This is a genomic window from Rothia nasimurium, assembly GCF_014217215.1.
GTDB classification, from domain to species: Bacteria; Actinomycetota; Actinomycetes; order Actinomycetales; family Micrococcaceae; genus Rothia; species Rothia avistercoris.
Map to the genome: position 1 here is coordinate 1058173 of NZ_CP056080.1, position 17259 is coordinate 1075431.

The 17259-nt window shown below is 57.4% G+C and carries 15 protein-coding genes, 3 tRNA genes and 1 other RNA gene; 10 read left to right on the forward strand and 9 right to left on the reverse strand.

Going from position 1 to position 17259, the window contains the following annotated elements:
- Positions 1-294: 294 nt before the first annotated feature.
- Complete coding sequence (gene aceE, locus HWU94_RS04940; protein WP_221625863.1) at positions 295-3036, reverse strand: pyruvate dehydrogenase (acetyl-transferring), homodimeric type; 2742 nt, start codon at positions 3034-3036, stop codon at positions 295-297.
- A 380-nt stretch (positions 3037-3416) separates the two neighbouring features.
- Here aceE and HWU94_RS04945 point away from each other — a divergent pair, with 380 nt between their 5' ends.
- From HWU94_RS04945 to HWU94_RS04965, 5 genes are all read left to right on the forward strand, one after another.
- Positions 3417-3833: a DUF3052 domain-containing protein gene (locus tag HWU94_RS04945; RefSeq protein WP_237194096.1), complete on the forward strand. Its 417-nt coding sequence runs from the start codon at positions 3417-3419 to the stop codon at positions 3831-3833.
- Between the two features lie 264 nt (positions 3834-4097).
- Positions 4098-4170, forward strand: a tRNA-Val gene (locus HWU94_RS04950).
- Positions 4171-4582: 412 nt separating this feature from the next.
- Positions 4583-4768 (forward strand): hypothetical protein, encoded by a 186-nt coding sequence (locus HWU94_RS04955; protein WP_185174561.1) that lies wholly within the window; start codon positions 4583-4585, stop codon positions 4766-4768.
- Between the two features lie 98 nt (positions 4769-4866).
- On the forward strand, positions 4867-6345 hold the full coding sequence (gndA, locus tag HWU94_RS04960) for an NADP-dependent phosphogluconate dehydrogenase (protein ID WP_185174562.1): 1479 nt from the start codon (positions 4867-4869) through the stop codon (positions 6343-6345).
- A gap of 135 nt (positions 6346-6480) precedes the next feature.
- Positions 6481-7362: a glycosyltransferase family 2 protein gene (locus HWU94_RS04965; protein WP_185174563.1), complete on the forward strand. Its 882-nt coding sequence runs from the start codon at positions 6481-6483 to the stop codon at positions 7360-7362.
- Between the two features lie 68 nt (positions 7363-7430).
- On the opposite strand, the gene epsC is transcribed toward HWU94_RS04965, so the two are convergent.
- From epsC to msrA, 3 genes are all read right to left on the reverse strand, one after another.
- Positions 7431-8015, reverse strand: coding sequence for a serine O-acetyltransferase EpsC (gene epsC / locus HWU94_RS04970; RefSeq protein ID WP_185174564.1), 585 nt, complete (start codon positions 8013-8015; stop codon positions 7431-7433).
- 201 nt (positions 8016-8216) lie between these two features.
- On the reverse strand, positions 8217-9143 hold the full coding sequence (gene cysK / locus HWU94_RS04975) for a cysteine synthase A (protein WP_221625869.1): 927 nt from the start codon (positions 9141-9143) through the stop codon (positions 8217-8219).
- A gap of 76 nt (positions 9144-9219) precedes the next feature.
- Positions 9220-9744 carry a peptide-methionine (S)-S-oxide reductase MsrA gene (msrA, locus tag HWU94_RS04980; RefSeq protein WP_185174566.1) on the reverse strand — a complete coding sequence of 175 codons (525 nt, stop codon included), beginning with the start codon at positions 9742-9744 and terminating at the stop codon, positions 9220-9222.
- A 64-nt stretch (positions 9745-9808) separates the two neighbouring features.
- Here msrA and HWU94_RS04985 point away from each other — a divergent pair, with 64 nt between their 5' ends.
- Complete coding sequence (locus tag HWU94_RS04985; protein WP_185174567.1) at positions 9809-10705, forward strand: Nif3-like dinuclear metal center hexameric protein; 897 nt, start codon at positions 9809-9811, stop codon at positions 10703-10705.
- Here HWU94_RS04985 and HWU94_RS04990 read toward each other — a convergent pair.
- A complete protein-coding gene (locus tag HWU94_RS04990; protein ID WP_185174568.1) occupies positions 10702-11478 on the reverse strand; it encodes a YaaA family protein in 777 nt (258 codons plus the stop codon). The genes HWU94_RS04985 and HWU94_RS04990 overlap by 4 nt on opposite strands.
- Positions 11479-11510: 32 nt before the next feature.
- On the opposite strand from HWU94_RS04990, the gene rnpB reads away from it, so the two are divergent.
- An RNA gene (gene rnpB / locus HWU94_RS04995) (RNase P RNA component class A) lies at positions 11511-11868 on the forward strand.
- A 165-nt stretch (positions 11869-12033) separates the two neighbouring features.
- On the opposite strand, the gene def is transcribed toward rnpB, so the two are convergent.
- The 3 genes from def to orn all read right to left on the reverse strand — a co-directional run bounded on the left by def (position 12034) and on the right by orn (position 13569).
- Positions 12034-12612, reverse strand: a complete 579-nt coding sequence (gene def / locus HWU94_RS05000; RefSeq protein ID WP_185174569.1) for a peptide deformylase — start codon at positions 12610-12612, stop codon at positions 12034-12036.
- Positions 12613-12683: 71 nt separating this feature from the next.
- Positions 12684-12756, reverse strand: a tRNA-His gene (locus tag HWU94_RS05005).
- A gap of 186 nt (positions 12757-12942) precedes the next feature.
- Entirely contained in the window at positions 12943-13569 is a 627-nt protein-coding gene (gene orn / locus HWU94_RS05010) for an oligoribonuclease (protein ID WP_185174570.1), read from the reverse strand.
- A gap of 129 nt (positions 13570-13698) precedes the next feature.
- Here orn and mptB point away from each other — a divergent pair, with 129 nt between their 5' ends.
- From mptB to HWU94_RS05025, 3 genes are all read left to right on the forward strand, one after another.
- Positions 13699-15273 (forward strand): polyprenol phosphomannose-dependent alpha 1,6 mannosyltransferase MptB, encoded by a 1575-nt coding sequence (mptB, locus tag HWU94_RS05015; RefSeq protein WP_185174571.1) that lies wholly within the window; start codon positions 13699-13701, stop codon positions 15271-15273.
- A 108-nt stretch (positions 15274-15381) separates the two neighbouring features.
- Positions 15382-15454: transfer RNA gene (locus tag HWU94_RS05020), tRNA-Arg, on the forward strand.
- 104 nt (positions 15455-15558) lie between these two features.
- Positions 15559-16491, forward strand: coding sequence for a serine hydrolase (locus HWU94_RS05025; protein ID WP_185174572.1), 933 nt, complete (start codon positions 15559-15561; stop codon positions 16489-16491).
- Here HWU94_RS05025 and HWU94_RS05030 read toward each other — a convergent pair.
- Positions 16451-17023, reverse strand: a complete 573-nt coding sequence (locus HWU94_RS05030; RefSeq protein ID WP_185174573.1) for a DNA-3-methyladenine glycosylase I — start codon at positions 17021-17023, stop codon at positions 16451-16453. The two genes, HWU94_RS05025 and HWU94_RS05030, sit on opposite strands and share 41 nt — an antisense overlap.
- Positions 17024-17259 lie beyond the last annotated feature (236 nt).

A 17259-nucleotide genomic window follows, 5' to 3' on the forward strand; every position in this document is an offset into this window, starting at 1 on the left:
CCGCCTTGAAAATAGAGTTTGAGACCTAGAACTTGAAAGTTTCTAGCGCTTTGTTCAAATAACTATCCTACTCCTGTTAGCAGGCCAGCTGGGACGGCACAGCTGTTCAATCTCAAAAGCCAAGAAAACTCACAGCTAAGGGCTTCGGCCCAAGAAAACTAGAGGGTAAGACCGACTAGGCAAAAGACTGCCCAGAACAAAAACGGCCCCCACGATAATCGTGGGGGCCGTCCTCCTTACACTCAGCGCGAATCTAGGACTCGCTGTGAGCTAGGAAGTGATCAGCACAGGGTCTTAGGCGTCGCCACCGGCGGAACCTGAGGTGCCTGCGTTGATGTTGTTCAGGTCGTACTTCTCGAAGGCCTTAGCAGGTGCATCAGCGGGGACCTCGCCTCGCTTAGCCAGCATCTGCAGGGTACGGACGACGATGGACTCGGCGTCAATCTTGAAGAAGCGGCGGGCACCGGCGCGGGTGTCTGAGAAGCCGAAGCCGTCTGCACCCAGGGTCGCGAATTCGTTGGGAACGAACTGGCGGATGCCGTCCATCAGGTCGGTCTGGTAGTCAGACACAGCGACGATGGGGCCGGTTGCACCCTCAAGCTGCTGGGCAACGAAGGGGGTGCGGGGGGTGGCGGACGGGTTGGTCAGCAGCTCGCGCTCGGCGGCAAGGCCGTCGCGGCGCAGGTTGGTCCATGAGGTAACTGACCAGACGTCTGCTGAGACGCCCCAGTCCTCGGCCAGAATCTGCTGTGCCTTTTCAGCCCAGGGAACTGCAACGCCTGAGGCTAGAAGCTGGGCGCGGGGGCCGTCATTCTTTGCCTCGTGCAGGCGGTAGATACCGCCGAGCAGGCCGTCAACATCGAGGTTCTCGGGTTCAGCGGGGTGCTGAATGGGCTCGTTGTAGACGGTGATGTAGTACATGACGTTGTGGTCTTCGTCCTTGTCACCGTACATGTGCTCGATACCGCGCTTGACGATGTGGCCGATTTCGTAACCGTAGGCAGGGTCGTAGTGGATCACTGCGGGGTTGGTGCCGGCCAGGACCGGTGAGTGGCCGTCTGCGTGCTGCAAGCCTTCACCGGTAAGGGTGGTGCGGCCAGCAGTTGCGCCCATGATGAAGCCGCGAGTCATCTGGTCAGCTGCTGCCCAGAAGGCATCGCCGGTGCGCTGGAAACCGAACATCGAGTAGAAGATGTAGACGGGGATCATGGGTTCGCCGTGGGTGTCGTAGGAGGAACCTACGGCGGTGAAAGCAGCGGTGCCGCCAGCCTCATTGATGCCCACGTGAATAATCTTGCCCTCGGGGGATTCCTTGTAGGCCAGCATGAGTTCACGGTCAACTGCCAGGTAGTTCTGGCCGTTGGGGTTGTAAATCTTGGCGGTGGGGAAGTAGGAGTCCATGCCGAAGGTTCGGGCCTCATCGGGGATGATGGGCACGATGCGGTGGCCGAAGTCCTTCTCACGCATGAGGTCCTTGAGCAGACGCACGAAGGTCATGGTGGTAGCAGCCATCTGCTTACCGGTGCCCTTGAATGCACCCTTGTAGGCCTTGTCTGAGGGCAGGGTAATCTTGGGCTGAACGTTCTTGCGGGAGGGGACGAAGCCACCCAGTTCCTCACGGCGGGCCATGAGGTACTTGTACTCTTCGGAGTCCTTACCGGGGTGGTAGTAGGGCGGGTTGTAGAGGTCCTTCTCCAGCTCTTCATCGGAGATGGGGATACGCAGGTGGTCGCGGAACTGCTTCAGGTCTTCCATCGACAGCTTCTTCATCTGGTGGGTGGCGTTGCGGGCCTCGAAGGAGGCACCCAGGCCGTAACCCTTAACAGACTGAGCAAGAACGACCGTGGGCTGACCCTTGTGCTCAACAGCTGCCTTGAAGGCTGAGTAAACCTTCTGGTAGTCGTGAGCGCCGCGCTTCATAGCCCAGATTTCGTCATCGGTCATGTCCGCAACGAGTTCCTTGGTCTCAGGGGTCTGGCCAAAGAAGTGCTCGCGGATGAAGCCGCCGGACTCGGCCTTGTAGGTCTGGTAGTCGCCGTCGCGGGTTTCGTTCATGATGCGGACGAGCTCGCCGGACTTGTCCTTCTCGAGCAGGGAGTCCCATTCACGGCCCCAGAGGACCTTGATGACGTTCCAGCCTGCGCCGCGGAAGAAGGCTTCAAGTTCCTGAACGATCTTGCCGTTACCGCGAACGGGGCCGTCCAAACGCTGCAGGTTGCAGTTGACCACGAAGGTCAGGTTATCGAGCTTGTCGTTGGCAGCCAGCTGCAGGGCACCGCGTGACTCGGGCTCATCCATTTCGCCGTCACCCAGGAATGCCCAGACGTGCTGGTCTGAGGTGTCCTTGATGCCGCGGTTGTGCAGGTACTTGTTGAACTGTGCCTGGTGGATGGCGTTCAAGGGGCCAAGGCCCATTGAAACCGTGGGGAACTGCCAGAAATCAGGCAGGTTACGGGGGTGAGGGTAGGAGGGCAGGTGGGTGCCCTGCTTGGTCTTTTCCTGGCGGAAGCCGTCGAGCTGCTCTTCGGTGATGCGGCCTTCGAGGAAGGCACGTGCGTAGTTACCGGGGGATGAGTGGCCCTGGAAGAAAATCTGGTCGCCGCCACCGGGGTGGTTGCGGCCACGGAAGAAGTGGTTGAAACCTACTTCATAGAGGGTAGCTACACCCGCGTAGGATGAGATGTGACCGCCTACGCCAATGGTAGCCTTCTGGGCGCGCTGAACCATCATGGCAGCGTTCCAGCGCAGCATAGCGCGGTAGCGGCGTTCAATCTGTTCGTCGCCGGGGTATTCGGGTTCCTGATCGACAGGAATGGTGTTGACGTAGTCAGTGGTGGTCACCATGGGTACGGTGATCGACTTCTGGCCAGCGCGCTGCATGAGTGAGCGCACGATGAACTGTGCACGTTCGGTGCCGTGAGCTTCAACCAGGTCGTCGAAAGACTCAATCCACTCGCTGGTCTCTTCGGGATCAATATCGGTGAAGCTGTTGGTCAGTGCACTCAAAACGTGATCGTTCGTTTCTGAGGGTCCCACTAGTCAACCTCTCTTTGTTGTAGGGGTATGTGTTCACCAGCGGCAGCGTATGTGCCTGGTGAGCCTTGGGTGTATGTCTTGCGCGGCCGGTGGGCAGGCGCTAAGACAACTTCTCTTCTATGTTGTCACAATTTGCCGGTTTTAAGGTCGTGGTTTCAGGGATTTAAGGGTGTGAAATAGCCGTCACTTGCCCCTTCTTTTTCTGTGGGTGAAATTAGGTGACCTGTTTTGGTCGTGTTCTGTTGATTTGGAGCCTTGAAGCGTGTTCAGTAGGAACTATGAGCATGCCTGTGCTCACTCATCAAAGGAGTGGACACTGGTGCGCAGGGGTCTGCGGAATGGCAAGCCCGTTACTTTCTTTTGATTCTTGGAGGACATACGTGAGCGCCACCGGTGCTACTAAAGAGACTGTTGGTCAGAAGCTAGGACTGCCTGCTGGCAGCCTGATGCAGGAGTTTGGCTACGATGAGGACGTCGACTTCGACTTGCGCGATGCCCTGGAGGATTTTCTGGGTACAGAACTGCTCGATGAAGACGACCAAGAAGTGGTCGACGGTATCTTGCTGTGGTGGCGTGCTGAAGATGGCGATCTGGTCGACGGGCTTATGGATGTGCTGGCAACCCTGGATGAGGGGGGAGTCGTGTGGCTTCTGACTCCAAAGAACGGTCGCGAGGGGCATATCCCGCCGGTGGAGATTCAAGAAGCAGCTCCATTAGCGGGTTTGCATGTGACTACATCTGAGTCTCTGGCGCATGACTGGGCTGCTTCCCGCCTGGTGATGAAGCAAGGGAAATAGGAATGAGGGCCTTCTGTCTCGTGAGACAGGGGCCCTTTTTGGCAGATCTTGGCGCTGAAAGGGGCTGTGTAGAAAAAAGTTAATAATTTTTTTAAAAAAATATAACCCCATGTCAAGATGGGATTTTCTGACATTTGTCTGTTAAAAATGGTCAGAAAATCGGGTCTTTTTGCGCTTCGGGGGAGTATTTCGATTTGCGCAGCTGTTCTGACCTGCGTAGAGTATTACATGTCGCCGCGAGAGATAACGCGGAAGAGACAGTAAGGGTCTTTAGCTCAGCTGGTAGAGCGCCACGTTTACACCGTGGATGTCATCGGTTCGATCCCGGTAGGACCCACCGATAAGCCCCACACTTCGCTGTGGGGCTTTTTGCTGCCCAGCCCCTATTCTCATGCAAGAAATCTTTGGAAGAGGATCTGTAGGCGCATATGGGGGCGCACCTCACCCCTGTTTTTCCCTCTCGGTGCGCGAATTCTAGGTAAATTATTAATCTCATTATTACTGGCCTCTACACCGGTTACATCGCGACCTACTCAGTCGACGGCGTAGCTAGCACTACCTCGTCTACCGTTGCACCTTCAACTAAGACTTCCTAAGGGCAATTTTTACAACCCACATTAAAGAGGGGAGAGCTCCACACCGGGCTCTTCCCTTTTTCTGTCCGCTACCAGACCGTACAGTATTCTTTGAGGGATAACTGCCGAGCCAATAATCTCGATACATAAACGCCTACGAGGAGTAGCCCTTTGATGAATAGAAACTTTAAGCCTCGAAACTTTACCGCAGTCTTCTTGTCCGTAACCTGGCTACTTATCTCTATCTTCTTCATCACTCAAGGAACCATGGTGACCCTATGGTCGATTTTTGCGTGTGTGGCTCTGGTTATCGGGGCTGCGGCAGTGTGGGTGCTGTTTACCGATACCTACGATTCCTAAAAACCCATGATCCCTACTGCTCTCCCATAATGTGAGAGTTTGCTTCATCTCACCCGGCCCTGAAGCATAAATAGAGCAGACCAGCGTAGGCTTAAGACATGACTGAAAACAATACTGCTCGTAAGGCGCAAATTGGTGTAACCGGCCTGGCCGTCATGGGCGCAAACCTGGCCCGCAACCTGGCCCGTAACGGCTACACCGTAGCCCTGCACAACCGTTCCGTTGAAAAGACTGATGCCCTGCTTGAAGCTCACGGCGATGAAGGTGACTTCATCCGCACCGAGACCCTGCAGGAACTGGTCGACTCTCTCGAAGCCCCCCGCCGCATCCTGATTATGGTGAAGGCAGGCGGCCCCGTCGACGCCGTCATTGAACAGCTCGCACCCCTGCTCGATGAAGGCGACGTCATCATCGACGGCGGTAACTCCCATTTCCCCGACACCATCCGCCGCGAGCGTGCCCTGGCCGAAAAGGGCCTGCACTTCGTCGGTATCGGTGTTTCCGGTGGAGAAGAAGGCGCGCTCAACGGCCCCTCCATCATGCCCGGCGGCTCCGCTAAGTCCTACGAATCCCTCGGCCCGCTGCTCGAAAAAATTTCAGCTAAGGCCCCCAACGGCGATCCCTGCTGCGCCTGGATCTCAACCGATGGCGCTGGTCACTTCGTCAAGATGGTCCACAACGGCATTGAGTACGCCGACATGCAGGTCATTGGTGAAGCCTACGACCTGCTCCGCACCGTGGCAGGTCTAGAACCCGCTGCCCAGGCAGAAATCTTCAAGCAGTGGAACACCACCGACCTCAACTCCTACCTCATCGAAATCACCGCTGAGGTTCTTGCTCAGGTCGATGCTAAGACCGGCAAGCCCCTGGTTGACGTTATCGTCGATGAAGCTGGTCAGAAGGGCACCGGCCGCTGGACCGTCCAGGCCGCTCTTGACCTGGGTGCCCCCGTCTCCGGTATTGCAGAGTCAGTATTTGCCCGTGCCCTGTCTTCTAGCAACTCTGATGCCCGCAAGCAGGCCCAGGAAGAGCTACCCGCAGGCCTGATTGCAACCACCGCCGTTGCTAACGGCGACGAAGAGTTTATTGAGGACGTCCGCAAGGCTCTGTTTGCCTCCAAGCTGGTTTCCTACGCCCAGGGTCTCGACATGCTGGCTAAGGCCGGCGACGAGTACGGCTGGGATCTTAAGCTCGACGTCATCGCAGGTCTTTGGCGCGCAGGCTGCATTATCCGTGCAGAACTGCTGGGCGAAATCATGAACGCCTACAAGGATGAAACCCCCGCCAACATGCTGCTGGCTCCCGGCTTCAAGAAGCTCATGGAAGAACTCGTTCCTTCCTGGCGTCGCGTGGTTGCTAAGGCAACCGCCGAGGGCGTGCCCGTCCCCGTCTTTGCGTCCTCCCTGAGCTACTACGACGGTCTGCGCCGCAAGCGCCTGCCCGCTGCCCTGATTCAGGGCCAGCGTGACTTCTTTGGCGCTCACACCTACGGTCGAATCGATTCCGAGGGCATGTGGCACACCGAGTGGAGCGGCGACCGCAGCGAAATTAACGCTGAGAACTCCCACACCCACTAGTCTCTTGTGAGGTTAAGTCGCCTGTGCCCCGCCTGCTGCTGCAAGCGGGGCACAGTTCTCTACAGAACCAAATGTTATTCGAGGCGACCGGGTACACTGGTAGCTAACACATGCACCGCAGAAAGAGAGCGCTCCGTGCCAAAACTTCCGGTCTCTAAAGAACGTCTTTTAGCCCTGTTCGACAGCGACAAAGGGCAGCCTTTACGATACGTTTATGGGATTGTCGTCAATAACTATATCCGTTACCTGCGATTTGCCGCCCGCAGAAACGGACGTGGCCTGGTCCCCTACAGTGCAGAACTTAACAGGGACGTCACCATCGTGGCAAAAACCTTTTCCCGCCCCAAGGCTATGGACCGTTTGCTCTCATCGATCCGGGAGGCAACTTTTACCGGTAAAGTTCTGGTCGCCGATGACTCTGAGAAATATTGGTCAACCCGTGACCCCCAGGTAGAGGTGCTGCAGCTACCGTTTAACGTTGGTATTTCTGCAGGGCGCAACCGAGCCCTTGAACGGGTAGAGACTCCTTACGTCTTACTGACAGATGACGATTTTGTCTTCACCCGTCTGACCAACTGGCAAAAAGCCTACGATTACTTAGAATCCCACCCCGATGTTGATGGTGTTGCCGCAACTCAGGTTGAAGTTCCCACCTTCAAAACGCATATCCACGGGACCAGCGACCTCGCCCTGTACCGCGGGGCAGACAAGCCTATCTACGAGGCCGGTCATGACCTTTACGGGCTGCCCGTGCGTGTCAAAACCCCGAACATCTTTCTAGCCCGTACCGAGTCAATTCGCTCAATCGGTGGCTGGGACGAAGAGTTACGCGTAATTGAGCACAGTGATTTCTTCAGCCGTGCCAGTGGGAAGCTGGTATTTGTACAGGACCCCGAAATTCAGATTTATCACGGACGTACTCCCTGGCTCAAAACCTTCTCAAAGCACCGCAACGATATTGAATCTTCTCGCCAGGCTCTCGCCCGTAAGTGGGGCCCTCAGCGAGGTAACTTTTAAACTGTTTACATCAAAGGGCCCGGTGCTCCTTCCACGAAGGAGTACCGGGCCCTTTGGTGTATAGGTCTCTAGATCCACATGGTCGGGTCGACATATTCGACGGCATCGACCAGGGGTTTTTTGTTTTCGGGGGTTCGCGGACGCGAGCGGGCAGGAATACCGGTAATGATGGAGTCCTCGGGGTGGTCGTGTACCACCACCGAGTTACCGCCGATAGCCGAGTCAGCACCGATGAGAACCGGGCCTAACACCTTGGCTCCGGCACCGATGGTCACACGGTCGCCGATAGTGGGGTGGCGTTTCCCCTTCTCCAGGGAACGTCCGCCCAGAGTCACCCCGTGGTAAATCATGACATCGTCACCGATTTCGGTGGTTTCACCGATCACCACCCCCATGCCGTGGTCGATGAAGAAGCGGCGGCCAATGGTGGCGCCGGGGTGAATCTCAACCCCTGTCATGAAGCGGGCAAACTGGCTGAGGGTGCGGGCTAGTGTGCGGGTAGAGTCCTTCTGCCACAGTTTATGGGCTAGCCTATGAGCCCAGATGGCGTGCATACCCGAGTAATTGATCATGATTTCCACATCACCGCGGGCTGCGGGGTCGTGTGCTTTGACGGTGTCTAAGTCTTCACGCAGGCGCGCTCGGAAACTCATGGTTCTCCTCATAATCTAGGCAGGGGAGCGCGACGGGCGCTCTTGCTGAACTCTACAACAGTCACGGCTAGAACGATATTCCGTCTCACTCAAACAATGTACGTCAAGCTGAGGGCGGACGTCCGCGCAGGCTTCTGCCTGCAGAGACGCGGGCACCCCGCTGCCAACCAGCGGGGTGCCCGGCTTGTGCGACGGTAGCTTTTAGCCGCGGATGTCTTCGTAGAGCAGGGTGGAGATGTAGCGCTCACCGAAGTCGGGAACAACAGCGACAATCAGCTTGCCGGCGTTCTCGCTCTTCTTAGCTTCTTCCAGGGCGGCCCAGACGGCTGCACCGGAGGAGATGCCGCCCAGGATACCCTCTTCGGTACCCAGCTTACGGGCGGTAGCAACGGCGTCGTCGATAGCAACGTCGGTGACGGCATCGTAGATGTCGTGGTTGAGGGTATCGGGTACGAAGTTAGCGCCCAGACCCTGGATCTTGTGGGGGCCAGCCTTGCCCTCGGTCAGCAGGGGTGAGTCCTTGGGCTCGACCGCAACGACCTTGATGTTAGGGTTCTGCTCCTTGAGGTACTTGCCGGTACCAGAGACGGTACCGCCGGTGCCAACGCCAGCTACGAAGATATCAATCTTGCCTTCGGTTGCTTCCCAGACCTCGGGGCCAGTGGTGTTGTAGTGAATCTCGGGGTTAGCTTCGTTGGAGAACTGGGAGGCCAGAATAGCGTTCTCGGTGGAGGCTACGATTTCCTTGGCCTTTTCAACAGCACCGCGCATACCCTCAGAACCGGGGGTCAGCACGATTTCAGCACCGTAGGCGCGCAGCATGACGCGACGCTCGTTGCTCATGGTTTCGGGCATGGTCAGAATGACCTTGTAGCCGCGGGCAGCGCCCACCATAGCCAGGGCGATACCGGTGTTGCCTGAGGTACCTTCAACGATGCTGCCGCCGGGCTTGAGGGCGCCGGACTTCTCAGCGGCGTCGATGATAGCTACACCGATGCGGTCCTTGACGGAGTTGGCGGGGTTGTAGAATTCCAGCTTGACTGCGACGTTGCCGGGCAGGTCAGCGTCCATGCGGTTGAGGCGGACGATGGGAGTGCGGCCGACAACCTCGGTGATATTGTTGTACATCTTTGACACGAGTGTACCTTTCAGGTGGAAGCGATGAATGGTTCACCCTCTAGTTTACGAAACAAAGGGGGAGGGCTTAACTTCTAAGAAACCTGGCGTAATGTTGCCTAGTCTTAGCAAGCTTAGGGTTGATGACGGCCATGCAGTAACCCTGGTAGGGGTTAAGCGCGTAGTAGTTCTGATGGTAGTCCTCAGCCTCATAGAAGGTGCCCAGGGGTTCTACCACCGTCACGATGGGCTGGTCCCATAGCTGAGAGGCCCGCTGAATGGCGGCCTCGAAGAGGGCCTTTTGTTCCTCGTTCTCGTAGTAGAGGGCCGAGCGGTACTGGGGGCCGGCGTCCGCCCCCTGCCTATCCCAGCTGGTGGGGTCGTGCGAGGCGAAGAAGATATCGAGCACGGTTTCGGCGGGAATGACGGTCTCGTCAAACTCCACCTTGACTACCTCGACGTGGCCGGTGGTACCCGAACACACCTCGCGGTAGGTGGGGTTCTCAACGTGCCCACCGGTGTAGCCGCTGATACTGGCGGTAATTCCTTCAAATTGACGATATACGGCGTCGATGCACCAGAAGCATCCCCCGCCTACAACAAAACTTTGCATACTACGGGTAACCGTAGGCTCCCCGGTCTTATTCCCGCCCCGGCACTCATGACACAATAGGGGCATGACTGAACTTTCAACTCCCACCCTGAACGATGTAACCCGGGCCTTCCACGATATTTTCCCGCCCACTCTTGCCGAGAAGTGGGACGCCGCTGGTCTGGTGGTCGGGCGCGCTGATGCCCCCGTCACCACCGTTGGTTTCGCGGTGGACGCCACCGTGGCAACTGCCCGCGAGGCTACAGAAAAAGGCGCGGGCCTCCTCATTACCCACCACCCCCTGCTGCTGCGCGGGGCGTCCTTCCTGCCCGATACCGACTACAAGGGCGAAATCGTGCATACCCTCATTGAGGCTGGCTGCGGCCTGCTGGGCGCCCACACCAACGTGGACTCGGCCCCGCACGGCACCAACGAGGTCTTCATGAGCAAGCTGGGCATCACCGACACCGAGATTCTGGCCGAGGAAGAGACTGTACAGATTGAGGGGGCGGACGTTCGCGTCGGCATCGGGCGCGTTGGCAGTCTGCCTGCCCCCGTCACCCTCAAGGAGCTGGCCGAAAAAATTGCTGACTTCCTGCCGGCAACCGCCGGTGGCCTGCGCATCGCAGGCCGGCCCGACCAGAGCGTTCAAAAAATTGCCCTCTGCACCGGGGCAGGCGATTCCCTCTTTGGCGATGCCCGCGCATCGGGTGCGGACGTCTACATCACCGCCGACCTGCGCCACCACCCGGCTTCAGAAGCCCGCGAGCAGGCCCTCATCAGCAGCGGCACCCCGGCCCTAATCGACTGCTCCCACTACGCCAGCGAATGGCTCTGGATGGACAGGGCCGCCCGCCTTATCACCGAAAAACTGGAGGAGCGAGGCTTTACTATCGACACCTACGTCTCGATTCTCAACACCGACCCCTGGGACTTCACCGTCTCCACCGGGCAGGTAGCGGGCTCAGCCTCTACCCGCTAGGTGCCTTGCTCCCTCACCAGAAGAGTCAGGGTACCCGGCTTCTTCTCGGTGGGGGAGAGCAGCTCCACCTCAAAACCGGGGGCAAGCGCCTTGGCTAGCTCACCGGCGTCCTCAATCTCGGTCAGATTTTCCTGCACCAGGTAGCGACCCAGCAGGCCCCGGTAATGCTTGGCCATATGCGAGACCACCTTGCGGCTACCGTCAGCCGCTACCCTCTCCACCCGAACCAACAGATGGCACTGCGGGGCGGGCGTCCACGCCTTTGCGTAGGCCGCAGAGCGGCCATCTACCACTAGCTGATCCCCGGCCAACTCATCCAAGGGGCGTTTGAGCTCGCCCTTCCAAAACTTAGCCAGATCTCCGATCTCACCCAGCTTCGTGCCCATCGACAGACGGTAGGCCGGAATCATATCGGTAAGACCCACCACGCCCCACGCTGCAGATATCACCACAACAGCCCTATCAGCCCGCTTTCGTGCGTCCGCCCCCAAAGAATCGTACCCAAAAGCCTCAAACAAAACCCCCGAGTACACATCGGACGCAGGCGCCGCTGGCTCCGACCACAACCGAGTATTCCGCTCAACCTCAGCCAGCAAGGACGGACCCACCTTCAACAGCTGCCCCGCATCAGGCAAACCGCTCACCCGCATCAACTCATCCACCACAGCCTCACGAGCCCCCGTCAGCTCAGGAGCCAACAACTCACCCAACTCAACCCCCGAACCAGATGTGGCAGGAGTCTTACCCTCAGACGGCGGAAACAAAATCAACATACCCACCAGTGTAGTAAAGTAGAACCCCAGAACGGGACGCCCAGGCAATCGCGCAGCGCACAAACGCTTCGAGGAAAGTCCGGGCTCCACAGCACAGGGTGGTCGATAACGTCGACTCAGGGTAACCTGCAGGCCAGTGCCACAGAAAACAAACCGCCCCACCACGGGGTAAGGGTGAAAAGGTGAGGTAAAAGCTCACCAGTACTGCAGGCGACTGCAGTAGCTCGGTAAACCCCACCCGGAGCAAGGCCAAACAGGGCGCGCTAGTAACCAGTGCGGTGAAGCGCCCGGGTAGGCTGCTTGAACCCGCCGGCAACGACGGGTCTAGATGGATGATTGCCGCCTGCCCTCGGGTAGGTACAGAACCCGGCTTATCGGGCGTCCCGTTCTCTCAACAGACTTTGCTCTAGTTGGCGCTTTGGGCCTTCCAGACGCACCTTGCCGACAGCCGCTCTTGCTGGCTCGCAGAGCTCGCTCAGCAATTCACCGCCAGTCCCGATCCACGTCGGCATTCGGCGCGTCTTTCCAGGCCTCAGCTCGACTCCGTCCCGTTCTTTACTCCCCGTGACCAAAGGGGTCGGGGTCGACGCCCGGCATCCAGGTGTTACCTTCGGCAGTCCAGCCCTCAGCTTTAACAACCTTCTTGTACTTCTTGGTGTACTTGGCGTTCAGTCGATTCACGTAGAGCTTGCCATCCAAGTGGTCAGTCTCATGCTGCATGACGCGGGCAAACCAGCCAGTCGCCTCAAACTTCAGCGGATTACCCTCACCATCAAACCCGTTGACCGTGACCCAGTCAGCGCGCTTGAGCGGGAAAGAATAGCCGGGGAAGGACAGGCAGCCCTCAACCTCATCGTAGGGGTCGGGATCAGCCGTTGAAATCTTGCCCAGAGTCAGCACGGGGTTAACCACCACGCCCAGCGGGGGCACACCGTCCTCATTCTCAAACTTATAGGTGAACAGACGCAGGCCCACACCCACCTGGGGTGCCGCCAGTCCCACACCGTTCGAGACCTCCTGGGTCTCGTACATGTCGTCGATCAGCTTGCGCAGCTCATTATCAAAGGACGTCACCGGGGCAGCCGGGCGGTGCAAAACCGGGTTACCGTGAATAGTAATGGGCAAAACAGTCATGACATAACCTCTCACACGGGGTAAACAAAAAGAGCCGCTACGATAAAAACCGTAGCGACCCTTCTACTCGGGGTGATCGACGGGGGTTGAACCCGCGACCTCCTGGACCACAACCAGGCGCTCTGCCAACTGAGCTACGACCACCATGTTTACAAAAACTACCGTTTCTTTCACCGGCTTGTTTTGGCAACGGATACTAGCTTACACACAGTTTTGATTCCCTGCAAATCGAAAATGAGGTTATATGGGGTGACTGTGCTCACGAACTTTTGGGCTGGGGGCCGGGCGGACGCTGCCAGGCAACGGACGGCGTCCGCACCGCCTGAACCCCTAAGCAGGATTAATCTGCTGGCGGGTTGCCGCAACCTCCTGGGCAACCTTCTGGGCGGTTGCGCTATCGGGCCCGGGGGAGGGAACAAAGACTGTTCCGCGGTAGTAACGCAGCTCGTCAATGGAATCCTGGATATCGCCCAGTGCCCGGTGATTTCCGGTTTTCGCCGGGGCGTTATAGGTGGCCTTCTCAAACCAGCGGCGAGAAAGTTCCTTGATAGTAGACACGTCAATCACGCGGTAGTGCAGATAGTCCACGAGCTCGGGCATATCGCGCACCAAAAAAGTCTTATCGGTGCCCACAGAATTACCGCCCAGCACAGCCTTGCGCGGCTCGGGAACCCACTGCTTCACATATTCCAGTACCAGCTGCTGGGCCTCAGCCATAGTGATGCCCTGGTCCAGGTCATCCAGTAGACCAGAGACTGTGTGCATGTTGCGCACAAAATCATCCATCTGCTCAAGCGCCTCTGGGTCGGGCTTAATGACGACATCCACGCCGTCACCCAAAATATTGAGATCCCCGTCGGTCACCAGTGCGGCGACCTCAATCAGGGCGTCCTTCTCTAGAGAGAGGCCGGTCATCTCACAATCAATCCATACAATACGTTCATTTGAAATAGACACAGAACCAATCTACCCCTTTAGGGGCCTAACCCACAGCAGATTTTCAGAGAGCAGAAGGTCTAAGACCTGCCAGTGCCACTCAGCCGGCGGGTAAAATCAGGTGTACTCATTTGCTCGGCCAGGAGGACCATGAGCCCCAGAACAGCGCAAACCCACACCGACAGCATCCCGGTGCACCGGTATAACCCCAAGACAGCTCACTATGTTTCGGGTAGCCCCCTGCGAACCCTCATCTTTGGAACCATCGGTTCTCTGCTGGTGATGTTTGCATCCTTTGGGGTGGGGTGGCTCGCAGACGCCTCACCTTTCCGCCGCGTGGACTGGATTATCCCGCTGCGCTACACAGCACCCGGGTTAATTACCTGTATCGCCCTGCTCGTTGTGGGGTCGATGATGCTCTGCCGTGAATGGCTACGCATGGTGCAGAAGCTGCTCGTTTGGGATCAGCGTGCAAAACGCTGGGCAACCGCAGCGATTATCTGCTGGATGCTTCCCCAGCTTTTTGCTTTCCCCCTCTATAGCCGTGACGTCTTCTCCTACTTTGCTCAGGGACGCGTCATGGCCTCGGGGCTTAACCCCTATGAGTACGGGGTTTCTTCCGTCAATAACTTCTTCCAGTACGGTGCTGACCAGATGTGGTCTGAGTCGGCTCCGCCCTACGGCCCAATCTTCCTGCTCATTGAAAAATGGGTAGCCCAAATCGCCGGTGACTCTGTAGACACCGCCCTCTACCTCTTTAGGCTGGTTGCTCTTATCGGGGTGGGGCTTATTGCCTACTACGTGCCCAAGCTAGCGAAGCTCCACGGCATCAATGGCATACGCGCTAACTGGCTAGTGCTGGCCAACCCCCTCTTTATCGCCGCTTTCATCACCTCTTCCCATAATGATGCCCTGATGACCGGCCTGGTGCTGGCAGGCGTCTACCACGCGGCAGCCCGGCGCGATACGATGGGCGGCCTACTGGGAATTACCCTGGTGACCGCAGCCGTAGCCATCAAGCCCATTGCCCTGGTCGCCCTACCTTTTATCGGGCTGTTCTGGGCCGGTAAGGGAGCCAGCTGGCCCCGCCGCTTTATTTTCTGGGCTATGACACTGGCTATCTCCATGGCGGAGCTCTGGGTGCTCGGAGCTGTGACCGACCTGGGCTTTGGATGGATTGGAGCCCTAGCTACCACCGGCGGCCAGTACATCTGGTTCACCCCCATTGGCTTCCTGGGGCTACAAATCAACCAAATCCTGGTGTCGATCACCGGTGATAATGCCCTGGCGAATTCGGTGCGCGATACCTTCTTCTCTCTGGGGAAACTAGCCGGCATGCTGCTGGCCGTAGTCGTCATGTTTGTGGGAAAGGACGAAAACCTCATCCGCCGCACTGGCCTGGCCCTAGCTATGGTTGTGGTTTTTTCACCCATGTTGCAGTCTTGGTATCTGCTCTGGTTCATCCCGCTGTTTGTGGTGGCAGGTGTGCGTACCGACTGGCAGCTAGATTTCTATTTCCTGACAACCCTGTTCTTTGTCATGTACGGGGTCTCAGATCAGCTTGCCGTCTCGCCCTATCTCGATAACTTTGATCAGAACATGGGCCGTCTCATTGCGGCTGTGCTCAGCGTGGCCTATGCCTTCTGGCTAGTCTTCTTCGACCCGGCAACCCGCCGAGTACTCCGCCGCGGCCAGCGCTCGTCCCTCTACGAGGTGAGTATCTAGCCTCCAGATGAGAGCGGGAGCCTTCTAATCTCTTGGTCGGGGGGGGCGACTCCCTCCCGAGGCTGATATGACTTTTAGCCGAGGAATCGATAGTATAAACAGCGGCTAGCCTCAGTAGCTCAGTGGATAGAGCAGGAGCCTTCTAATCTCTTGGTCGGGGGTTCGACTCCCTCCTGGGGCGCACAACATATCCCTCACTTGGTGAAACAAGTGGGGGATATCTTTTATTATCAAATGTGGCTTTCGCACAGGAAAATCAAATACTTTCGGAATACACTAGAGGGCATGTCTACAGCCAACCTGCCTGAAACGCTCAGCGGCGCACCCGCGTCCGCCCCTGTCCTGCCCCGCCGAACAGTGCTGGCAGGGACCGGGCTTACTCTGGCCCTGAGCACCCTACTTGTTGCCTGTGGCCCCGCAGCAGAACAAATACAGCCCACCGCCACCGGTGATGAGCACACCAACGAGGCCCACGACGTAGACATCAACCAGGCACTCGACCAGCTTGAAGCAGACCACGGAATTACTCTCAGCCTGGCGGTCTATAACCACGCTACCGATAGTCTCTTCCTCCATAAGGGTGACCAGTGGACCCACGAAGCTTCTATCGTCAAAGTCCCTATTTCTCTCACTTTGCTCAGGCTTGCAGCCTTTGAAGAGCGCGAACTAACCGACGATGAAAAAGCCCTCGTTGAAGCGTCTATAACCTACTCCGATAACAACGCAACAATTGAGATTTATCGTAGATTTGGATCTGATGACGGAGAATCCCTGGCTAGCGCTGAATCCCTCAATAAGACCTATGAATTGCTGGGTGTAACGGAGACCCGATCTGCCGGAACCTGGGGTGATAACCAAACCTGGGCCGAGGACCAGGTGCGCATCATGCGTGCCATCGTCGATACCGTTGAATGGGTCAACGCTGCCGACGCCCAGTTCCTTCTCGAAAAAATGGTTCCGCTCGACTGGTCACAAACCTGGGGCGTAGGCTCCCAATACGGGCAGACTGTACTGGGAGAACTCGTCACCGACGTATCGGTTAAAAATGGCTGGATCCAGGAAGACACTGGCGAATGGCACATCAACTCCGTTGGTGTTGTCAGAACCGAAAGCTCTACCTACTCCATCGCCCTGTTGAGCAAGGGGCTCGAGGACCAGCTGGTAGGGTACGAGGTAGCTAGCCAGGCAGTGCAAGCCTACTTTGACCACGCCGGCTAAGAGTGTGGGTTTCTAACCTGATATAGCCAGCGGCCTGAGCCACCGCGCATGCCACCACCGGCCCTAAGCGTCGAAACCCGAGTGCCCGTAACTCGCGGGCCAGGGTATCGGTTTCAGCGGTGGTGCGGGGGAGTGCTTCGGCACACGGGAACAATAATTCCTCTGGAAATGCCTCAGCAAAGAAATCTGCTAGATTTACCCGAGACTCTTTCAACACTCTCGCATTATTGATGCAGGCCCTGAGTTTAGACTGGTTCCTAATTCCGATATCGCCCTCAAGGTAACCAGCGATATCGTCCTCAGCCATGGCAGCTAAACGCTCGGGTTGAAAATCGTGTAAGGCCCGGTTCAATTCCTCCCGTTTTGCTAATACCGTCGACCACCACAGGCCGCTTTGAAACACCAGCAGGCAGAGGTGCTCGAACAGGGCCTCGTTTGTACGCGGCACATTCTGCCATTCCTGTTCAAAGTAGGTGCGGGTACGGTCATCTCGCACCCAGGTAGGCTCATCGGGAACAAGTGTATCGGTCATTGTACTGCCTCCTTCTCGCTGGTAGCTGCGGACGCCCGCTCCGGTGCATTAGCGGGGCATGTGGTATGAGCCTAGAAGGATATGAGCGGCAAACAACAGGGGTGTGAACAAAATCTGTCATGAAAGCTCTTGCTCGCGTCACAGCTACACCAATTTTCTGACCTCCACCGTGCAATAGCAGCGTATACGTTATCCACAGCCACCATTTTTCTGGCTCATAAGACTCTGCTGATGTA

Coding starts and splice junctions, on each gene's coding strand:
- gndA (WP_185174562.1), top strand. CDS start 4,867: ATGACTGAAAACAATACTGCTCGTAAGGCGCAAATTGGTGTAACCGGC.
- HWU94_RS04985 (WP_185174567.1), top strand. CDS start 9,809: ATGACTGAACTTTCAACTCCCACCCTGAACGATGTAACCCGGGCCTTC.
- cysK (WP_221625869.1), bottom strand. CDS start 9,143: ATGTACAACAATATCACCGAGGTTGTCGGCCGCACTCCCATCGTCCGC.
- msrA (WP_185174566.1), bottom strand. CDS start 9,744: ATGCAAAGTTTTGTTGTAGGCGGGGGATGCTTCTGGTGCATCGACGCC.
- HWU94_RS05030 (WP_185174573.1), bottom strand. CDS start 17,023: ATGACCGATACACTTGTTCCCGATGAGCCTACCTGGGTGCGAGATGAC.
- HWU94_RS05025 (WP_185174572.1), top strand. CDS start 15,559: ATGTCTACAGCCAACCTGCCTGAAACGCTCAGCGGCGCACCCGCGTCC.
- epsC (WP_185174564.1), bottom strand. CDS start 8,015: ATGAGTTTCCGAGCGCGCCTGCGTGAAGACTTAGACACCGTCAAAGCA.
- HWU94_RS04990 (WP_185174568.1), bottom strand. CDS start 11,478: ATGTTGATTTTGTTTCCGCCGTCTGAGGGTAAGACTCCTGCCACATCT.
- HWU94_RS04955 (WP_185174561.1), top strand. CDS start 4,583: ATGAATAGAAACTTTAAGCCTCGAAACTTTACCGCAGTCTTCTTGTCC.
- mptB (WP_185174571.1), top strand. CDS start 13,699: ATGAGCCCCAGAACAGCGCAAACCCACACCGACAGCATCCCGGTGCAC.
- def (WP_185174569.1), bottom strand. CDS start 12,612: ATGACTGTTTTGCCCATTACTATTCACGGTAACCCGGTTTTGCACCGC.